The organism is Flaviaestuariibacter amylovorans (assembly GCF_039541815.1).
Lineage (GTDB): Bacteria > Bacteroidota > Bacteroidia > Chitinophagales > Chitinophagaceae > Flavisolibacter > Flavisolibacter amylovorans.
Genome location: NZ_BAABGY010000005.1, coordinates 90,352 through 105,895, shown reverse-complemented (window position 1 = coordinate 105,895; position 15,544 = coordinate 90,352). Strand labels below are relative to the sequence as shown.

The following is a 15,544-nucleotide window of genomic DNA, read 5'->3' as shown; positions in this document are numbered from 1 at the left end:
CCCTGTGAACCGGACTTTCCTAATGTATCCGCACCCAGAACTCGTCGGCCCAGGCACCGCACTCCTTCCTGGGCTCCGACTCGAGTTGGGCATGCAACGCATCCAACTGCTCCGGGGATAGTTGTCGCTCGATGGCCGGGAACAAAGTCCGCTCCTCGAAGCGAATGTGATGGTTAAGCAGGTTGGCGATCTCGTCGAGCAGCGCGGGATCGGCGATCTGCGCGTTGACGTGCAGCAGGCCTTCGATCGTCTCGTGTTCTTCCTGCATGCGGGCCAGCAGCGGCTCACCGGGCACAAAGCGGGCGAATGCTTCTTCCTCGCGCCGAAAATGGGCTTCGAGGTCGTTCTCCCAGGCCCATTGCAGGTAAGCACCGATGCGCGCCGTCTCGATGCCTTTTGCCAGTCCCTGGCGGATCTTCCAGACGATCAGTAATCCTTCGTGGTGCTCTCGGGAGAGCGGCGCGAGCTGCGGGGAGCGTTTAATGGGGGCCATGGCGCAAAGCTAGAATCGGTTTCGACAGGTTTTGATGAGTTTTGACAGGTTTCGGAAAAGGTTTTGAAGGATTCTGACCGGTTTGGGGAGGTTTTGGAAGGTTTTGGAAGGTCAGGTTTCGACAAGCTCAAGTCGTTGGAAAAGGCAACCATACAAAAACTATCAAAACCTCCCGAAACCCTCCAAAACCTTGAACAAAAAGACGGTTTATCAACAAAAGCCCAAACCTTTCCACCGGCCGCTTCTGACCCCTATATTCACCTAACTTTGCGGCTCATAAATCTATTTCATGAGCCTTTTCGAAGCCCAAGCGAATGAATTCCACCAGCGGCATATCGGTCCGAGCCACGCGGAAACCATCGAGATGCTGCGCACCATCGGTGCCCCGAGCATCGACGACCTCGTCGACAAGACCGTACCCGCCGGTATCCGCATGCAACAAGGTCTGGACCTGCCGCCCGCGATGAGCGAGCACGAGTACCTCCAGCACGTCAAGGAGATCTCACTGAAGAACCAGGTATTCCGGACCTATATCGGGCAGGGCTATTACGACACCATCACCCCGCCGGTGATCGGGCGCAACCTCTTCGAGAACCCCGCCTGGTACACGCAATACACTCCCTACCAGGCCGAGATCGCACAGGGCCGCCTCGAGAGCCTGCTCAACTTCCAGACGATGGTGAGCGATCTTACGGGCCTCCCCCTCGCCAACGCCTCCCTCCTCGACGAAGGCACTGCCGCCGCGGAGGCCATGAGCATGTTCTTCAATATGCTCAACAAAGACATCAACTCCATCACGCGTCCCAGGTTCTTCGTAGACGAAGAGACCTTCCCGCAAACGAAGGACGTGGTGCTCACCCGTGCCCAGCCCATCGGCATCGAGGTGGTGTTCGGCGACTACCGCAACACGGAGCTCGACGGCTCCTACTTCGGCGCCCTCATCCAGTACCCCAACGACAAGGGCTCCGTGGAAGACTACCGCGCCTTCATCCAGCAAGCCCATTCCGCCGGTGCCTACGTAGCCATGGCGACCGACCTGCTGGCCCTGACGCTCCTCACTTCCCCCGGAGAGCTCGGCGCCGACTGCGCCCTCGGCTCGGCCCAGCGCTTCGGCGTTCCGCTCGGCTTCGGCGGGCCGCATGCGGCCTTCTTCGCTGCCAAGGACGACTTCAAGCGCAACATCCCAGGCCGCATCATCGGCGTCAGCATCGATGCGCAGGGCAACCGCGCGCTCCGTATGGCGCTCCAGACCCGCGAGCAGCACATCAAGCGCGAAAAAGCGACCTCCAATATCTGCACCGCACAGGCCCTGCTGGCCAATATGGCGGCCATGTACGCCGTTTTCCACGGCCCCGACGGCCTGCGCAACATCGCCAAGCGCACCGCCCTGCTGGCCCAGACGCTCGCCAACGCGCTCGAGGAGCGCGGCTTCGAGCTGCTCAACCAATACTTCTTCGACACCGTGGTACTGAAGGTGCCCGACGTGGCCGCCCTTCGCGAGAAGGCCGAAGCTGCCGGGGTCAACTTCCGCTACTTCACGGGCTCCAACCTTGTGGGCATCGCGCTCGACGAGACCACGGCTCCCTCCGACCTGCTGGACCTCCTCCGCCTGTTCACCGGCGACGACGGCGCCGCCGTATCCTTCCAGGTGGAGCACGAAGGATCGATCGACATCATCCCCACGTCGCTCACCCGCACCTCGGAGTTCCTGACGCATCCCGTATTCAACACGCACCACAGCGAAACGAAGATGATGCGCTACATGCGCAGCCTGGAGAGCAAGGACTATTCGCTCGTGCACGGCATGATCCCGCTGGGCTCCTGCACCATGAAGCTGAACGCCGCGGCCGAGATGATGCCGCTCTCCTGGGCACATTGGAGCAAGATCCACCCCTTTGCACCCGCCCGCCAGGCCGAGGGCTACGGCTACCTCGTACGCGAGCTGAGCCGCTACCTCTGCGAGATCACCGCGTTCGACGCCTGCAGCCTGCAGCCCAACTCGGGCGCCCAGGGCGAATACGCCGGTCTGCTCACCATCAAGCGCTTCCACGAAGCCAATGGGGAAGGCCACCGCAACGTGATGCTGATCCCGATTTCCGCCCACGGCACCAACCCCGCCACCGCCGTCATGTGCGGCATGCAGGTAGTGGTGGTGAAGGCCCTCGAAAACGGCTACATCGACGTGGATGACCTGAAGGCCAAGGCGGCCCAGCACAGCGCCAACCTTGCCGGCATCATGATCACCTATCCCTCCACCTATGGCGTGTACGAAGAAACCGTGACCGAGATCACGCAGATCGTGCATGAAAACGGAGGCCAGGTGTATATGGACGGCGCCAATATGAACGCCCAGGTAGGTCTTACGGCCCCCGGGCTTATCGGCGCCGACGTGTGCCACCTCAACCTGCACAAGACCTTCGCCATCCCGCACGGCGGCGGCGGTCCCGGCATGGGCCCCATCTGCGTGAAGGCGCACCTGGCGCCGCACCTGCCGGGCCACGTGGAATCGTTCGGCAACGGCTCCGCGATGGGCGTCGACGAAGGCGACTTCAAGGGACGCGGCGCCGTATCGGCTGCCGAGTACGGCTCCGCCTCCATCCTGCTCATCTCCTACGGCTACATCCGCATGCTGGGCCGCGAGGGCGTGCGCAAGGCCACCGAATACGCAATCCTGAATGCCAACTACATGCTGGCGCGCCTCAAAGGCCAGTTCGAGATTCTCTATACCAACCACAGCGGCCAGTGCGCCCACGAGTTCATCGTGGACCTGCGTCCGTTCAAGAAGAGCGCCGAGGTGGAAGCGGAAGACGTGGCCAAGCGCCTCATCGACTACGGCTTCCACGCACCTACGATGTCGTTCCCGGTGCCGGGCACGATCATGATCGAGCCCACAGAGAGCGAGGACAAGGCCGAGCTCGACCGCTTCTGCGATGCGCTGCTGGGTATCCGGAGCGAGATCGCCCTCATCGAAGAAGGCACCGCCGACAAGAAGGACAACGTACTCAAACATGCTCCGCATACACAGGCGATGGTGTGCTCCGACGAGTGGAACCGCCCGTACAGCCGCGAGGTAGCAGCGTTCCCGCACCCGGCGGTAAAGGCCAACAAGTTCTGGCCGTCCGTAGCCCGCGTCAACAACACCTACGGCGACCGCAACCTCGTGTGCGTGTGCCTGCCTACGGAAATGTATGCCGAACAGGCGTAACGATGGAAAGCTTGCCCAATGAGAGGTCCCTTCGGGGACCTTTTTTTTATGTCAGATGTGAGATTTCGGATTTAAGATTCAGGGACCAAAGCCGACCGATCGCACGATGGTGGCGTCAATGCAAGGCAGGCCGAAGGAGAAGAAGTGTTTGTTTACCGCTAAGAAAAGAAGAGGCTAAGGGATTCGCTAAGAATAGAAAAGGAAAATTGAAATACGCATCTAAAGCGTCTGGCTGGAGGATATTGAAAAGCGAATACCGAACCGATGTGCCCGAATGGGCCGTGCATTATCGGGATCTTTCGTTCAGTAATAAGACAGCCCCACAGAAACGGCCTTACCAATAAACAAATAAACCAATAGACCAATAAACAAAAAACCCCCACCGAAGTGAAGGTTAATTGCCTTGGTTCTTGTACAGGTACAAAGATAATGACCATAAGGGTTGCCTCTGAGCAAGAGTGAAAAAACTTCACGAATTCTTTACACAAGGCAGAGTTTTGTATTTTTAGCCAAACCCTGTTTATGAAAAAGATGATCCTCCCACTCTTTGCCCTGGCGGCGCTTGCCTCCTGCCAGGAAGAGAAAAAGCCCGCCGAAGCCCCTGTAGTGGCCGCGGCAAATACCGAGAACAAGACGGAAGCCCCCGCCCCCGCGAAGGCGATGCCCGACCAGGCCACCATGGAGAAGAACTGGAAGGACTATATGACGCCCGGCACCGAGCACGGGCTGCTGGCCGAAGCCAAGGGCGATTGGGTTGGTGAGATGAAGATGTGGCAGGCACCCGGCGCTCCCCCGGACTCCTCTACGATCCAGCAGGAGAACCGGATGCTGCTCGGAGGCCGCTACCAGCAGAGCATCGCCAAAGGCAACGTGATGACCATGCCCTTCGAAGGCATCAGCACCGTCGGTTTCGATAACCACAAGAAAAAGTACGTGTCTACCTGGATCGACAATATGGGCACCGGTGTGATGAACATGGAAGGCAGCTGGGACGCGACTACGAAGACCATCAACTTTACCGGCAAAATGATCAACCCCGCCACGAAAGCCGAAGAAGACGTGCGCGAAACCTTCACCATCCTCGATAAGGACCACCACCTGATGACGATGTATGGTACCGGCCCGGACGGCAAGGAGTTCAAGACGATGCAGATCCACTACACGCGTAAGAAATAATGCGGCCTTGCCGATAATGAAAAGGCCTCCCGATCGGGAGGCCTTTTCTTATTGCGATCCAAATGTATCAACGCGTGCGGGAGCTGTTGCCCGAACCACGGCCGGTGCCCGAGGTGCGGCCCGAGCTGCCCGTAGAGCCGGAGGCGCCGCCGGAGCCGCGGCCTGCCGAACGGGTGCTGCCCGAGGTGCTGCCGGTGCTGCCCGAGCTGCGTCCTTTGCTGCCCGACGTACCCGAGGTGCCGGTAGTATCGGCGCCCGAGGAAGAGCCGCTGATGGAGCGGCCGGTGCCGGAGGCGCCGCGACCGGTACCGCCGGAGGCGGCAGCCGTGCGGCCACCGGTGCCGGAGGCCTTGCTGGGAGCCGATGCGGATTGGGAAGACGCCGTGCTGCGGGCGGAGCCGATCGTGCTCTTGTTGCCGCCGCCGGCCGAGGTGCCTGCGCTGCCGCGCCCGGTGCTGCCCCCCTGCTCGGGGAGCGCGCCGCCGGAGATCGGGTTGCCGGTGTCGCCACCGGCTGCGCTGCGGCCTGCGGTGTTGCCCCGGCCTTTTGCACCGCGGGTAGTGGCCGCCATTTCGAGTTCCATCTCGGGCTGTTCCTGGCGCACCGAGGCACCGCTGCGTCCGTTGCCGCTGCTGGCGGAGCCGCCTTTGCCGGCGCTGCTCTTACTGCCCTTTTCGGCCTGACGGTTGAGGCGCGTGGTGGCCAGCACCGTAAGGCGGTCGTCGGCGTCGTATTCTTCGTTCAGGGTCTGGTCGAGCACGCGGGCCACGTCGGTGAGGTTCAGCTCCTCGGCGTAGGCTTTGGCGGTGCCGTAGCCGCAGATCTCGTAGTGCTCGACCTTCTGGGCACAGGCGATAATGGCGGCATCCATCACGTCGGGATTCATGTTTTCGCTAAGGATCTTGTTGCTCTCCTTGATGATGCCCTGCATGCCCTCGCAGACCATCCGCGATTTGAACAGGCGGCCGAGCAGGCTCGGGCTCTCCTGGCTGCTGCCGGCATCCATCTGCTGCTGCAGGCCTTCGAGGCGGGCCTTCTGCTGCTCCGTGATGCGGAGGTGCTCTTTCAGCGCGGTCTTCAGCTCCTTGTTGGTCGCCTTCTCGATCATCTTCGGGAGCGCCGCGATGATCTGTTCTTCTACGGAATAGAGGTCCTGCAATTCGTGTTTGAGCAGGTCACGGAGATCGTTCATTTTTTCCATAACGAAGATTTAGTAGTTTAAGCAGGCAGGTGTAAAAAAATTATGCCGGGGTAAGCCGCTACGCGGCTGTCTATTGGTTTATTTGTCTATTGGTTTATTTGTCTATTGGTTTATTGGCCCCGACGAAGCGTAGCTTGTCGGGATGCCGGCCGAAGCGCCGGCATAAGAGGTCGCCTCAGTGCTGCATTCGTTACGGACGGTTGCATATCACGTAGTGAGCCCCTTACGTTAGCAGCACGTTCGGAGAGACGCATATGAATGCGTCTTTACGGTTCCCTGTTCCTTATTCCCTGTTCGCTTGTTCTCTTCCACCAGCCGAAGCTCCATCTGGTACTCACTGCCCGATACATCTGAGATCTGAGATCTCACATCTGAGATCCCAGCCTCCCTTCTTCCTGCCAGCGCATGCGGTAGGCGTTCATGGCGGTGGTGCCGAGGCGGTCGAGGAGGCGGTAGTTGACCACGAAGCCGACCACCGCCCCGATGCCGGGCACCATCTGCGCCAGCTTCGCGAGGTCGATGTGGTCGCGGTACTCCTGCTGAAACGAGCGCCAGTTGAAATCATCCACCTTGTCGGGCAGGAGCGTCGCCTGCTCCTTCCAGCCCTGCATCCGCGCAAATACGGTGCGGCGGTGCGGGCGGCTGCTGAAGGCCAGCTCGAATACGTGCAGCAGGTACACCCGCTCGGTGTAGTCGCGCGCCGGGTAGCCATACAGCGCTGCGATCTCGGAGAGGAGCTTCAGCTTGATGCCGAGCAGCAGCGGAAAGTCGGCCAGCGATGCCAGGAAGCCCCCCGCCCCGGTGACGCCGCCCTCGGCCGCCGCGGCCTGCTTGTGTGATTCGATACGGCGGCGCACCTCCGCCTCCACTACCGACAAGGGCCCGTCGACCGGCGCCGCACCGCTCAGGGCACGGGTTCCGAAGAGTACGCCGCGCACCATCTGCCGGATGGCCGCCGTGATGGCCACGTGCACCCGCTCCGGGATATAGCTGTTGAGCTTTTGCTGCACCCCGCGCGACAACCCGCCAAGCAGCGTTGGCCGCCGCTGCATGTCGCGCTGCCACTCACGGCACTCCTTCAGGGCATATTCCTCGTAGGTCATCATGTAGCGTTTTGTTGCAAAAACGGAGCCCGGCCCATCCCCCCGCCAGTGCTTCGCGCGCAACTTTCGCCCGGGGCTCAGTTGTCCTAAGGGAAGGGCAGACTCTGTGCGGTGGCTCTCTTTTCCGCCATCAGCTCGTAAGTTAAAAATCGTAATCGGGAAGCGTAGCAGCGTGAATGTGCGAAAAGAAAGACCAAGACAGGAACTGGGTGCAACTCCTGCCCCTATGTATCTGCGTCAATCGGATAGATCGTAAAACCCTGAGGCCTCGGGGCAGCGTTCCTTCTCTTCGCCAATCCTTCCACCAAAGTGAAAGGGAGCGCTCTCACACTCCCTTCAACATTCACTATTCCTTGTCCCGACGCTCTGGTTGGGATGCAGGCCACCGCGCCTGCATTCGGTATTCGCTATTCTAAAAGCCGAACAGCCCGCCGAGCATACCGCCGCGGCGTCCGAAGCCGCTGCCGCGGTAGCCGCCGCCACCGAGCATGCCCGTGAGGGAGCCGAGGCCGCCGAGGAGGCCGCCGCCCATCATACCGCCACCGAGCATCCCGCCGCCAAAGCCACTACCGTAGCCACCGCCGAACATGCCGCCACGACGGCGGCCGCCGCTGAGCATCCCGGCGAGGAGGATGGGCCCCATCACCCCTGCAAGCCCTTTGAGCAGCCCCGAGGTGCTGATGCCGGCGCGCTCCATCTTTTCACCAAGCACCGACGATTGCAGGAACTGGGGCGTTGCCGCTGCCTCCGGTGTCTGACCCTGGGCCTTCGCTTCCTGCGCAAACTGCCCGAGTAGCGAGAACTGCTCCTTGTCGACGCCGAGGTGCTGCGCGATCTTTTCGATCCGCTCCTTTTCTTCGGGGCTATACTCCTGGTCCGACTCCGCAAAGGCAATGAGGTCGGTCACGAGCGAGAAGCGCAGGTCGGTGCCCTTGATGATGTCGAGGCATTGCTGCAACTCTTCGGGGCCGAGCTCGGTGGCGGCGCGGCGGATCATGGCGGCCTGCTCTTCACCGAGGCCGGCGGCTTCGCTGAGCGCGTCGAGGTGTTCCAGCTCCTCTTCGGAGGCCGAGCGGTCGGCGGTGGCGATCGAGGCGATGGCGCCGAGATAGGCCGCCTTTTGCATGGGGGTATATCCTTCCAGTATGGTCTTTTGTTCCATGGTAGTATTACGGGTTTATTGTTCTAGAAAAATGCGTGACGGGAACTCAAGGGCGTCCGCCGCGGGTACGATCGTCGCCGCGGTCGCGGGTTTCGGGCGGCTTGATGAAGTCGGCATCGACGCCGAGCTCACGGATGCGGTGCTTTACCTGGTCGGGGGTGAGCTGCTGCGTCACGATCTGCAGCGGGCTCTCGGGGTTGGTCATGTCGATGTGCCAGGTATCGATCTCCTTGCTCTGTTCCCAGCGGTCGAGATGCGCCTTCACCTGTGCCATATTGCCGAGGCCGTGGATATTAGTGCGGAAAAAATACGTACTCATACGGTCAAAATTTCCCATTCTCCCGCCACTATTATGCCGAACGCGGCGGTGCCCCGCTTCCGGAAAATGGCACAGTTTTGTAAATACTCCCTCAGCAATATGGAATCGGAACACCTGATCGTAAGTATTGACGACGACAAAGACGACATCGAAATGCTGAAAGAGGCGTTCCGGTGCCTCCCCCATCCCTTTACCATCGTGGAAGCCAACGACGGGAAAGAGGGCATCGAAACCCTGCGGCAACTGCATGCAGGCGGTACGCCGCCCTGCCTTATCGTGCTCGACATCAACATGCCGCGGATGGACGGCCGCGAAGCGTTCAACGCGATCCGCCAGGATCCCCAGCTCAGCCAGACGCCCATCGTGATCTTCAGCACGTCCAACAGTCCTATGGACAAACTGTTCTTCAGCCACCGGAACGCCGCCTATTTCGTAAAGCCGATCAATTTTCAGAAGCTGATCCAGGTGGCCGCCGATTTTCTCGGGATGTGTAGTCACCGGAAGCGGGAATCGTGATCCTTCGACGAGCTCAGGATGACGAACGGAGTCAACAGTGAATGGGTTGCTCAACCCCAGGAAGTCGCTCCCGCTTCTACCTTCCAAAATCTTTTAAAGCCCTCCCATACCTTCCCAAACGCTCCTTTAACATCTTCCCTGCTTCCGATCCGGGGTGGAAACCCGAACTTCGCGGCATGCCGCGCCCCGCTGAAATAAGCTCGAAAGAACAGGTGAAGAAGTTCCAGCGCTTCCTGCAGCGTGCAGACAAGAACAAAGTGCTGCGCCGGCTTCCCGCCCTGCACGAGGAGGCGTTTGCGGCCAACGACTGCCTGCAGTGCGCCGCCTGTTGCAAGAATTACTCGCCCCGCTTCAAAACACCCGACGTAAAGCGCATCAGCAAGCACCTCCGGATGAAGGAGAGCGTCTTTATCGACACCTACCTCCATGTAGACAACGAGGGTGATTTCGTGGTAAAAAGCAGCCCCTGCCCCTTCCTCGGCGCCGATAACTGCTGCAGCATCTATGACGTACGCCCGTCCGACTGTGCCCGCTTTCCCTATACCGACGAGGACGTGCTCCTCAAACGCCCCCAGCTCACGCTCAAGAACGCCACCTTCTGCCCCATCGTTTTCTCTGTACTTGATAAGCTGAGTGAAGGGAGTTAGGTTATTGGTCTATTGGTCTATTGGTAAGGGTCGCTTCCGTGCGGGGAGTTTTTCAGATAGGTGTCTGTCGTCCCAAGGAAGAGCGACGCATCATGATGCGTCGTTACGGTCGTCTGATGAAGGCTTCATGTATCTAACAGAGTTCACCATCCATTAGCACATTAACTCATTAGCACATCAGCACATTACTTCCCCGCTGTCAGCTCATCCCAGGCAGCGGTGAGGGGGCGTACGATGCCGTCGCCCTTCCATTCGGTTACGCCCGGGATCGCGGTATTCTTGAGAAACTCCTCCTTCGTGCGGCCGGCGGCGATCTCCTGGCGGGTAAAGTCGAGCACGCGCTGCAGGTAGTCGCGGAAGGCGAGCACGTCGGCACGCGATCCGGTGACCTCATAGCCTTCGGCGGCATGACCGAAGATGAAGAGCGTGTCGTTGTCGAACTCCTTGTGTATGTCGTTCAGCACCTCGATCCAGTGGGTCATGTTGGCGCCATAGGCCCGGTCTACGAAGGGGTGGCGGCGGTTGAACACGAGGTCGCCCACGTGGGCGATGTTGGCCTTCCGGAAGTGGTACACCGCGTCGCCATTGGTATGTGCCGCGCCGAAGTAGTGCCCGCGCAGCTTCTCATCGCCCAGCCTGATCCTGGTCTTCCGATCGAAGGTGGTATCCGGAAGGAGCTGCTTTTCGAGGGTCTTCGCCTTCTCGGCCACGGCGCGCATATTGGCCGCCGCGTTCTGGTGGGCGAGCACTTTGCCGGCCAGGCCTTTGAAGGCGATGTTGCCGCCGCTGTGGTCGCCGTGGTGGTGCGTATTGAGCAGGTAGGCAAAAGGAGCCTGCGACTGCTTCCGTATTTCTTCAATGAAGTGCGCCGCTGTGTCGGGAAACTGGCTGTCGATGGCCAGCACGCCGCCGCGGTCAAGGCAGAAGCCGATGGTACCACCGCGCTCCGTGAAGATGCCTACGTTGTTGCGGAGCATCCGCACCGTGCCGGCCGGGCGACCAAACATAGCGGCAAGTGCCTGCTGGCGGAAGAACAGGGAGCCGGCGGCAAGGAGGGCGGTATTCTTCAAAAAAGCGTTACGGTCCATAAGGAGGGTTTTGGAGGGTTTTGGAGGGTTTTGAAAGGTTTTGGAGGGTTTTAGCGGTTCGAAAGGCTTCGAATGTAAGGAACAGCCAACCAGGAAGTAAGGTTCACCATCCGGATTGCTGTCGTCACTTCAGAAACCTGTTGTGCCTTAGATCTCGCTCCCCTCCCCTTGGGAGGGCCGGGGGTGGGCTAATACTCGAACTTCCGGAGGCCGGGCGCGCGCCACCAGGTGAGGAGCACCACGAGCATCGTCATGCAGCCGCCGAAGATGACCGCCCGCACCGGGCCCATAAGCCTTGCCGTGAAGCCGCTCTCGAAGTAGCCGAGCTCGTTGGAGGAGTTGATGAACATCGAGTTCACCGAGCTGACGCGGCCGCGCATCTGGTCGGGCGTGGTCAGCTGCAGGATCGTGCCGCGGATCACCACCGAGATGCCGTCGAGCATGCCCGCTACCAGCAACGCAGTGAAGGCCATCCAGTATGCCGAACTGAGACCGAACACCACGATGCAGCCCCCGAAGCCGAAGACCGCGAACATCAGGATCGTGCCCTGCTTCCGGCGCAGGGGAAAGAACGTGTTGAACAGCAGCGTGGTGGCGGCCCCGATGTCGATGGCCGCATTGAGGAAGCCGAAGCCCTTCGGGCCCACGCTCAGGATACGGTCGGCGATCTCCGGGATGAGGGCCACCGCACCGCCGAAGAGCACCGCGAACAGGTCCAGCGACATCGCCCCCAGCATTACCTTGTTGTTCACAACGAAGCGCAATCCTTCCTTGACGCTGTCCCAGGCCCGCACGCCTGCGGTTGTATGCATGACGGGCTTCTTCGCGATAAAAGAGATGAGCAACGCGGCCAGCAGCACGTACCCGAGGATGATGATAAAGGTGACGTGCACGCCCCAGGCCGCTATGAAAAAGCCCGCGCTGGCGTGCCCCACGATGGAGGAGATGAGAAAGGTGGAGGAGCTCACCGCCGAGGCGAGGTGCAGGATGTTGCGCGGCACGAGCTGCGCGATGATGGCGCTCGAGGTTGGTCCCGCGAAGGCCCGGATGACGCCGGTGAAAAAGATGACGGCATAAAAGAACAGCGGCAGCGTCTTGCTGCCGATCGACTCCTGCACCTGCGGCAGCGTAAGCACCACGAGCGCCGCAACGCACAGGCTGTAAGAGCATATACCTTTCAACAGCAGCGTGCGCTTGTCGGAGCGATCGATGAGGTAGCCGGCATACAAGGCGAGGAGCACCACCGGCACAAACTCGGCAAGCCCGGAGATGCCGATGGCGAAGGAGTCGCGCGTGAGCTGGTAGAGCTGGTAGGCAACCACGGTGCCCACCATGCGCAGCGACATTGTATAGAAAAAGCGGGCGATGAGAAAGATCCGGAATTCCGGCACGTACAGGGGCGCGAGGCTATGGGGAGGCGTTGCTTGTTCCGCCATGAAGAAGGGATTACCGCGGGATAGCGCGGGGGTGAGGGGCAAAATTAGCTGGAAGCAGGTTGTTTGCCGCCCGAAGTTTAGCGGCTTCTGGGAATGACTTCTTTCCTACGGAGCACATCCCACCGTCTCCAGCCACCAACCTTCAAAACCCTTCAAAACCTCCTCCCCCTTCTACCCCGGCAACGTCAGGTAATGCTGCCCGTCCGTATAATCGCGGCCGAGGGCATCGAGGATCGTTTGGAAATGCGCCGGGTTGTAGAGGAAGTCGGCGTTCGAGACGTCCACGATCAGCGTCTTGATGTTGTGCTGCCTGATGTAATGCGTATAGGTTTCCTGGATGCTGAACAGGTAATCGTCGGGAATGTTCTGCTCGTAGGGGCGGCCGCGCTTCGCGATGTTCTTCTGAAGCTTGCTCACCGGCGCGTGCAGGTAGATCAGCAGCTCCGGCTGCACGAGCTGCTGGAGGATGATGTCGAAGAGGCGCTGGTACAGGCGGTACTCGTCTTCCGGCAGGTTCACGCGGGCAAAGAGCAGGCACTTCGTAAAAAGGTAGTCGGTGATCGTGACCGATTGGAACATGTCTTTCTGGCTCACGAGGTCCTTGAGCTGCTTGAAGCGCTCGGCCATGAAGAACAGCTCCAGCGGGAACGCATACTGGCCCGGGTTCTCGTAGAATTTCGGGAGGAAGGGGTTGTCGGCAAACTGCTCGAGCACGAGGCGGGCGTCGAAGTGCTTGGCCAGCAGGTTCGCCAAGGTGGTCTTGCCGGCGCCGATATTGCCTTCAATGGTGATGAAATTGTACTTCACAGATCCGGGGGTTCGTTGCGAACGGGCAAAATAAAGGAAATCCGTGCTGCCGCTCAGGAGAATTTATACACCGGCGTTTCGTCGGCGCAGGCGGCCAGCAGCTCGCTGATGGGGCGGCCCAGCACGGGGTGCCGGAGGCCCGGCGCGATGGCCGCCAGGGGCTCCAGGGCAAAGCGCCGGAGGTGCAGCTGCGGGTGCGGCACCTGGAGCGTCGGCGTGTCGATCACGGCGTCGTCGTAGAACAGGATGTCGATATCGAGGGTGCGCGGACCATAGCGTTCTGCCCGCACGCGCCCCAGTGTTTCCTCTATGCGGAGCGCCGCCGCCAGCAGGGCGTCCGGCGGGAGGGCCGTACGCAGCGCCAGGGCCTGGTTGAGGAAGGCGGGCTGCTCCTTCAGGCCCCAGGCCTCCGTTTCGAAGAGCGGCGAAGCGGCGATCACCGGCCCGGCGGCATCTGCCAGCGCGGCACGTGCGGCGGCAAGATTGCCGGGACGGTCGCCGAGGTTGCCGCCGAGCAGCAGGTAGGCCGTATGAAGCGTTTCGCTCATGGGGGGCAAATATCTTTAATTTTGAGCCCCAGCAACAGAATCACTATGCGCGCCTTCTTCAAGATCTTCTTCGCTTCCTTCCTGGCCCTTATCGTGTTCACGGCCATCCTGTTCTTCTTCTTCATCGCCGTCGTGGGCGCCATGGCCAGCAAAGACGCGCCGCAGGTGGCCGAGCGGTCGGTGCTCCAGATCGATCTTTCCGAGCACTTCTCCGAGCAGGCACGCAACAACCCGCTGAGCCGCCTGTCGGGCGGCGAGCGCAGCGCCCCCGGCCTTTACGACGTGGTGCGCCTCATCCGACATGCCGCCACCGACGAAAAGATCTCCGGCATCTACCTCGTGGCCAACGACAACGCCAACGGCTATGCCGCCAGCGAGGAGCTCCGGGCCGAGCTGCTGGCCTTCCGCCAAAAAAAGAAGTTCGTGATCGCCCACGGCGACCGTATGTCGCAAAAGGCCTACTACGTGGCTTCGGGCGCCGACCGCGTGTACCTGAGCCCCCAAGGCGCACTCGACTGGAAGGGCCTGTCCGTTGAATTACTGTTCTTCAAGAACGCGCTCGACCGCCTCAACATCCGGCCGCAGGTGTTCTATGCGGGCAAGTTCAAAAGCGCCACCGAGCCCTTCCGCGCCGAGCGCATGACCCCGGAGAACCGCCTGCAGACCACCGAGTGGCTCAACGATCTGTACAACGTGGTGCTGCAACGCGCCGCCGCCGCCCGCCGCACCGACACGGCCCGCCTGCGCCGCATCGCCAACGAAGGCCTCGTGCAGAACGCCGACGACGCCCTCCGCGAAGGACTCGTGGATGCGCTCAAATACGACGACCAGGTGCGCGACGAGCTCAAAGGAAAGGTGGGCGCCGGCAAGTACGACAAGCTGCACTTCATCACGCTCGATGATTACAAGGAAGTGGCCGCCTACCGAGGATCCGGCGACCGCATCGCGCTGATCTATGCCGAAGGAAATATCATCGATGGCAAGGGCGACAACGAGAGCATCGGCGATGCCGATTACATCAAGTGGATCCGCAAGGCCCGACTCGATAAGTCGATCAAGGCCATCGTGTTCCGCGTCAACTCGGGCGGGGGCAGCGCGCTGGCGTCGGAGCATATCTGGCGCGAGCTCACGCTGGCCAAGGCCGACAAGCCGCTGGTGGTCAGCTTCGGCGATGTGGCGGCCTCGGGCGGCTATTATATCGGCACCGCCGCCGACAGCATCTTCGCGCTGCCGAATACCATCACCGGCTCCATCGGCGTGTTCACCATGATCCCCGAGATGGGCGGCTTCTTTAACGAGAAGCTGGGCATCACCTTCGACGGCGTCAAGACCGGCACCTATGCCGATGCCCCCAACGTGTTCCGCCCCATGACCGCCGCGGAAGGCGCGCTGGCGCAGCGCGAGGTAGACCGCATCTACTCCGTCTTCAAGCAGCGCGTGGCTACCGGCCGCCGGAAGGATATCGCCTATATCGACTCCATCGCGCAGGGACGCGTCTACAGCGGTGCCCGCGCCCTCGAGCTCGGCCTCGTGGACCGCATCGGCTCGCTCGATGACGCCGTTCGCTGCGCGGCCCGCCTCGCAAAGACCGACGGCTACCGCCTGCGTGAATACCCCGAGGAGAAAGGCTGGTTTTCCGAGCTGCTGGACCGGGAGAAGGAGGAACCTGCCGTGCACCTGCAAAAGCAGCTCGGCGCCGAGCAGTTCGCGGCCTTCCGCCAGCTCGTGGAGCTCAACCGCCTCTGCCGCATCCCGCAGGCGCGGGTGCCCTTCCAGCTGCAGGTGCGGTAATTCAAAAGTCAAAAATCAAAAGTCAAAAGGGTGTCTTCAGTACGAAGCACCC

Annotated in this window: 14 protein-coding genes; 5 read left to right on the top strand and 9 right to left on the bottom strand. The window is 60.9% G+C overall.

Annotated features, from left to right (window positions below; translation table 11 throughout):
- Window positions 1-19: 19 nt before the first annotated feature.
- The gene (locus tag ABD937_RS05765; protein ID WP_345254130.1) at window positions 20-493 is read right to left on the bottom strand and encodes a hemerythrin domain-containing protein; all 474 of its coding nucleotides are present in this window, start codon (window positions 491-493) and stop codon (window positions 20-22) included.
- Between the two features lie 289 nt (window positions 494-782).
- Between ABD937_RS05765 and gcvP the strand changes: the two genes are divergently transcribed.
- Entirely contained in the window at window positions 783-3,698 is a 2,916-nt protein-coding gene (gene gcvP / locus ABD937_RS05760; RefSeq protein ID WP_345254128.1) for an aminomethyl-transferring glycine dehydrogenase, read from the top strand.
- 522 nt (window positions 3,699-4,220) lie between these two features.
- Window positions 4,221-4,874, top strand: a complete 654-nt coding sequence (locus ABD937_RS05755) for a DUF1579 domain-containing protein (protein ID WP_345254126.1) — start codon at window positions 4,221-4,223, stop codon at window positions 4,872-4,874.
- A gap of 67 nt (window positions 4,875-4,941) precedes the next feature.
- Here ABD937_RS05755 and ABD937_RS05750 read toward each other — a convergent pair whose 3' ends face one another.
- From ABD937_RS05750 to ABD937_RS05735, 4 genes are all read right to left on the bottom strand, one after another.
- A complete protein-coding gene (locus tag ABD937_RS05750) occupies window positions 4,942-6,075 on the bottom strand; it encodes a YciE/YciF ferroxidase family protein (RefSeq protein ID WP_345254124.1) in 1,134 nt (377 codons plus the stop codon).
- A gap of 365 nt (window positions 6,076-6,440) precedes the next feature.
- On the bottom strand, window positions 6,441-7,181 hold the full coding sequence (locus tag ABD937_RS05745) for an EcsC family protein (RefSeq protein WP_345254123.1): 741 nt from the start codon (window positions 7,179-7,181) through the stop codon (window positions 6,441-6,443).
- Window positions 7,182-7,590: 409 nt separating this feature from the next.
- On the bottom strand, window positions 7,591-8,340 hold the full coding sequence (locus ABD937_RS05740; RefSeq protein WP_345254121.1) for a TerB family tellurite resistance protein: 750 nt from the start codon (window positions 8,338-8,340) through the stop codon (window positions 7,591-7,593).
- A 46-nt stretch (window positions 8,341-8,386) separates the two neighbouring features.
- A complete protein-coding gene (locus tag ABD937_RS05735; RefSeq protein WP_345254119.1) occupies window positions 8,387-8,659 on the bottom strand; it encodes a hypothetical protein in 273 nt (90 codons plus the stop codon).
- Window positions 8,660-8,758: 99 nt separating this feature from the next.
- Between ABD937_RS05735 and ABD937_RS05730 the strand changes: the two genes are divergently transcribed.
- Together ABD937_RS05730 and ABD937_RS05725 are read left to right on the top strand one after the other, a co-directional pair.
- Window positions 8,759-9,175, top strand: a complete 417-nt coding sequence (locus ABD937_RS05730; protein WP_345254117.1) for a response regulator — start codon at window positions 8,759-8,761, stop codon at window positions 9,173-9,175.
- Window positions 9,176-9,351: 176 nt separating this feature from the next.
- Window positions 9,352-9,822, top strand: a complete 471-nt coding sequence (locus ABD937_RS05725; RefSeq protein WP_345254116.1) for a YkgJ family cysteine cluster protein — start codon at window positions 9,352-9,354, stop codon at window positions 9,820-9,822.
- Window positions 9,823-10,007: 185 nt separating this feature from the next.
- Here ABD937_RS05725 and ABD937_RS05720 read toward each other — a convergent pair whose 3' ends face one another.
- The 4 genes from ABD937_RS05720 to folK form a co-directional block, all read right to left on the bottom strand.
- Entirely contained in the window at window positions 10,008-10,910 is a 903-nt protein-coding gene (locus ABD937_RS05720; protein WP_345254114.1) for an MBL fold metallo-hydrolase, read from the bottom strand.
- 188 nt (window positions 10,911-11,098) lie between these two features.
- Window positions 11,099-12,346 (bottom strand): MFS transporter, encoded by a 1,248-nt coding sequence (locus tag ABD937_RS05715; RefSeq protein ID WP_345254112.1) that lies wholly within the window; start codon window positions 12,344-12,346, stop codon window positions 11,099-11,101.
- A 171-nt stretch (window positions 12,347-12,517) separates the two neighbouring features.
- Window positions 12,518-13,153, bottom strand: a complete 636-nt coding sequence (locus ABD937_RS05710) for a deoxynucleoside kinase (protein WP_345254110.1) — start codon at window positions 13,151-13,153, stop codon at window positions 12,518-12,520.
- Between the two features lie 53 nt (window positions 13,154-13,206).
- Window positions 13,207-13,701 carry a 2-amino-4-hydroxy-6-hydroxymethyldihydropteridine diphosphokinase gene (folK, locus tag ABD937_RS05705; RefSeq protein WP_345254108.1) on the bottom strand — a complete coding sequence of 165 codons (495 nt, stop codon included), beginning with the start codon at window positions 13,699-13,701 and terminating at the stop codon, window positions 13,207-13,209.
- Between the two features lie 45 nt (window positions 13,702-13,746).
- Between folK and sppA the strand changes: the two genes are divergently transcribed.
- On the top strand, window positions 13,747-15,492 hold the full coding sequence (sppA, locus tag ABD937_RS05700; RefSeq protein ID WP_345254107.1) for a signal peptide peptidase SppA: 1,746 nt from the start codon (window positions 13,747-13,749) through the stop codon (window positions 15,490-15,492).
- Window positions 15,493-15,544 lie beyond the last annotated feature (52 nt).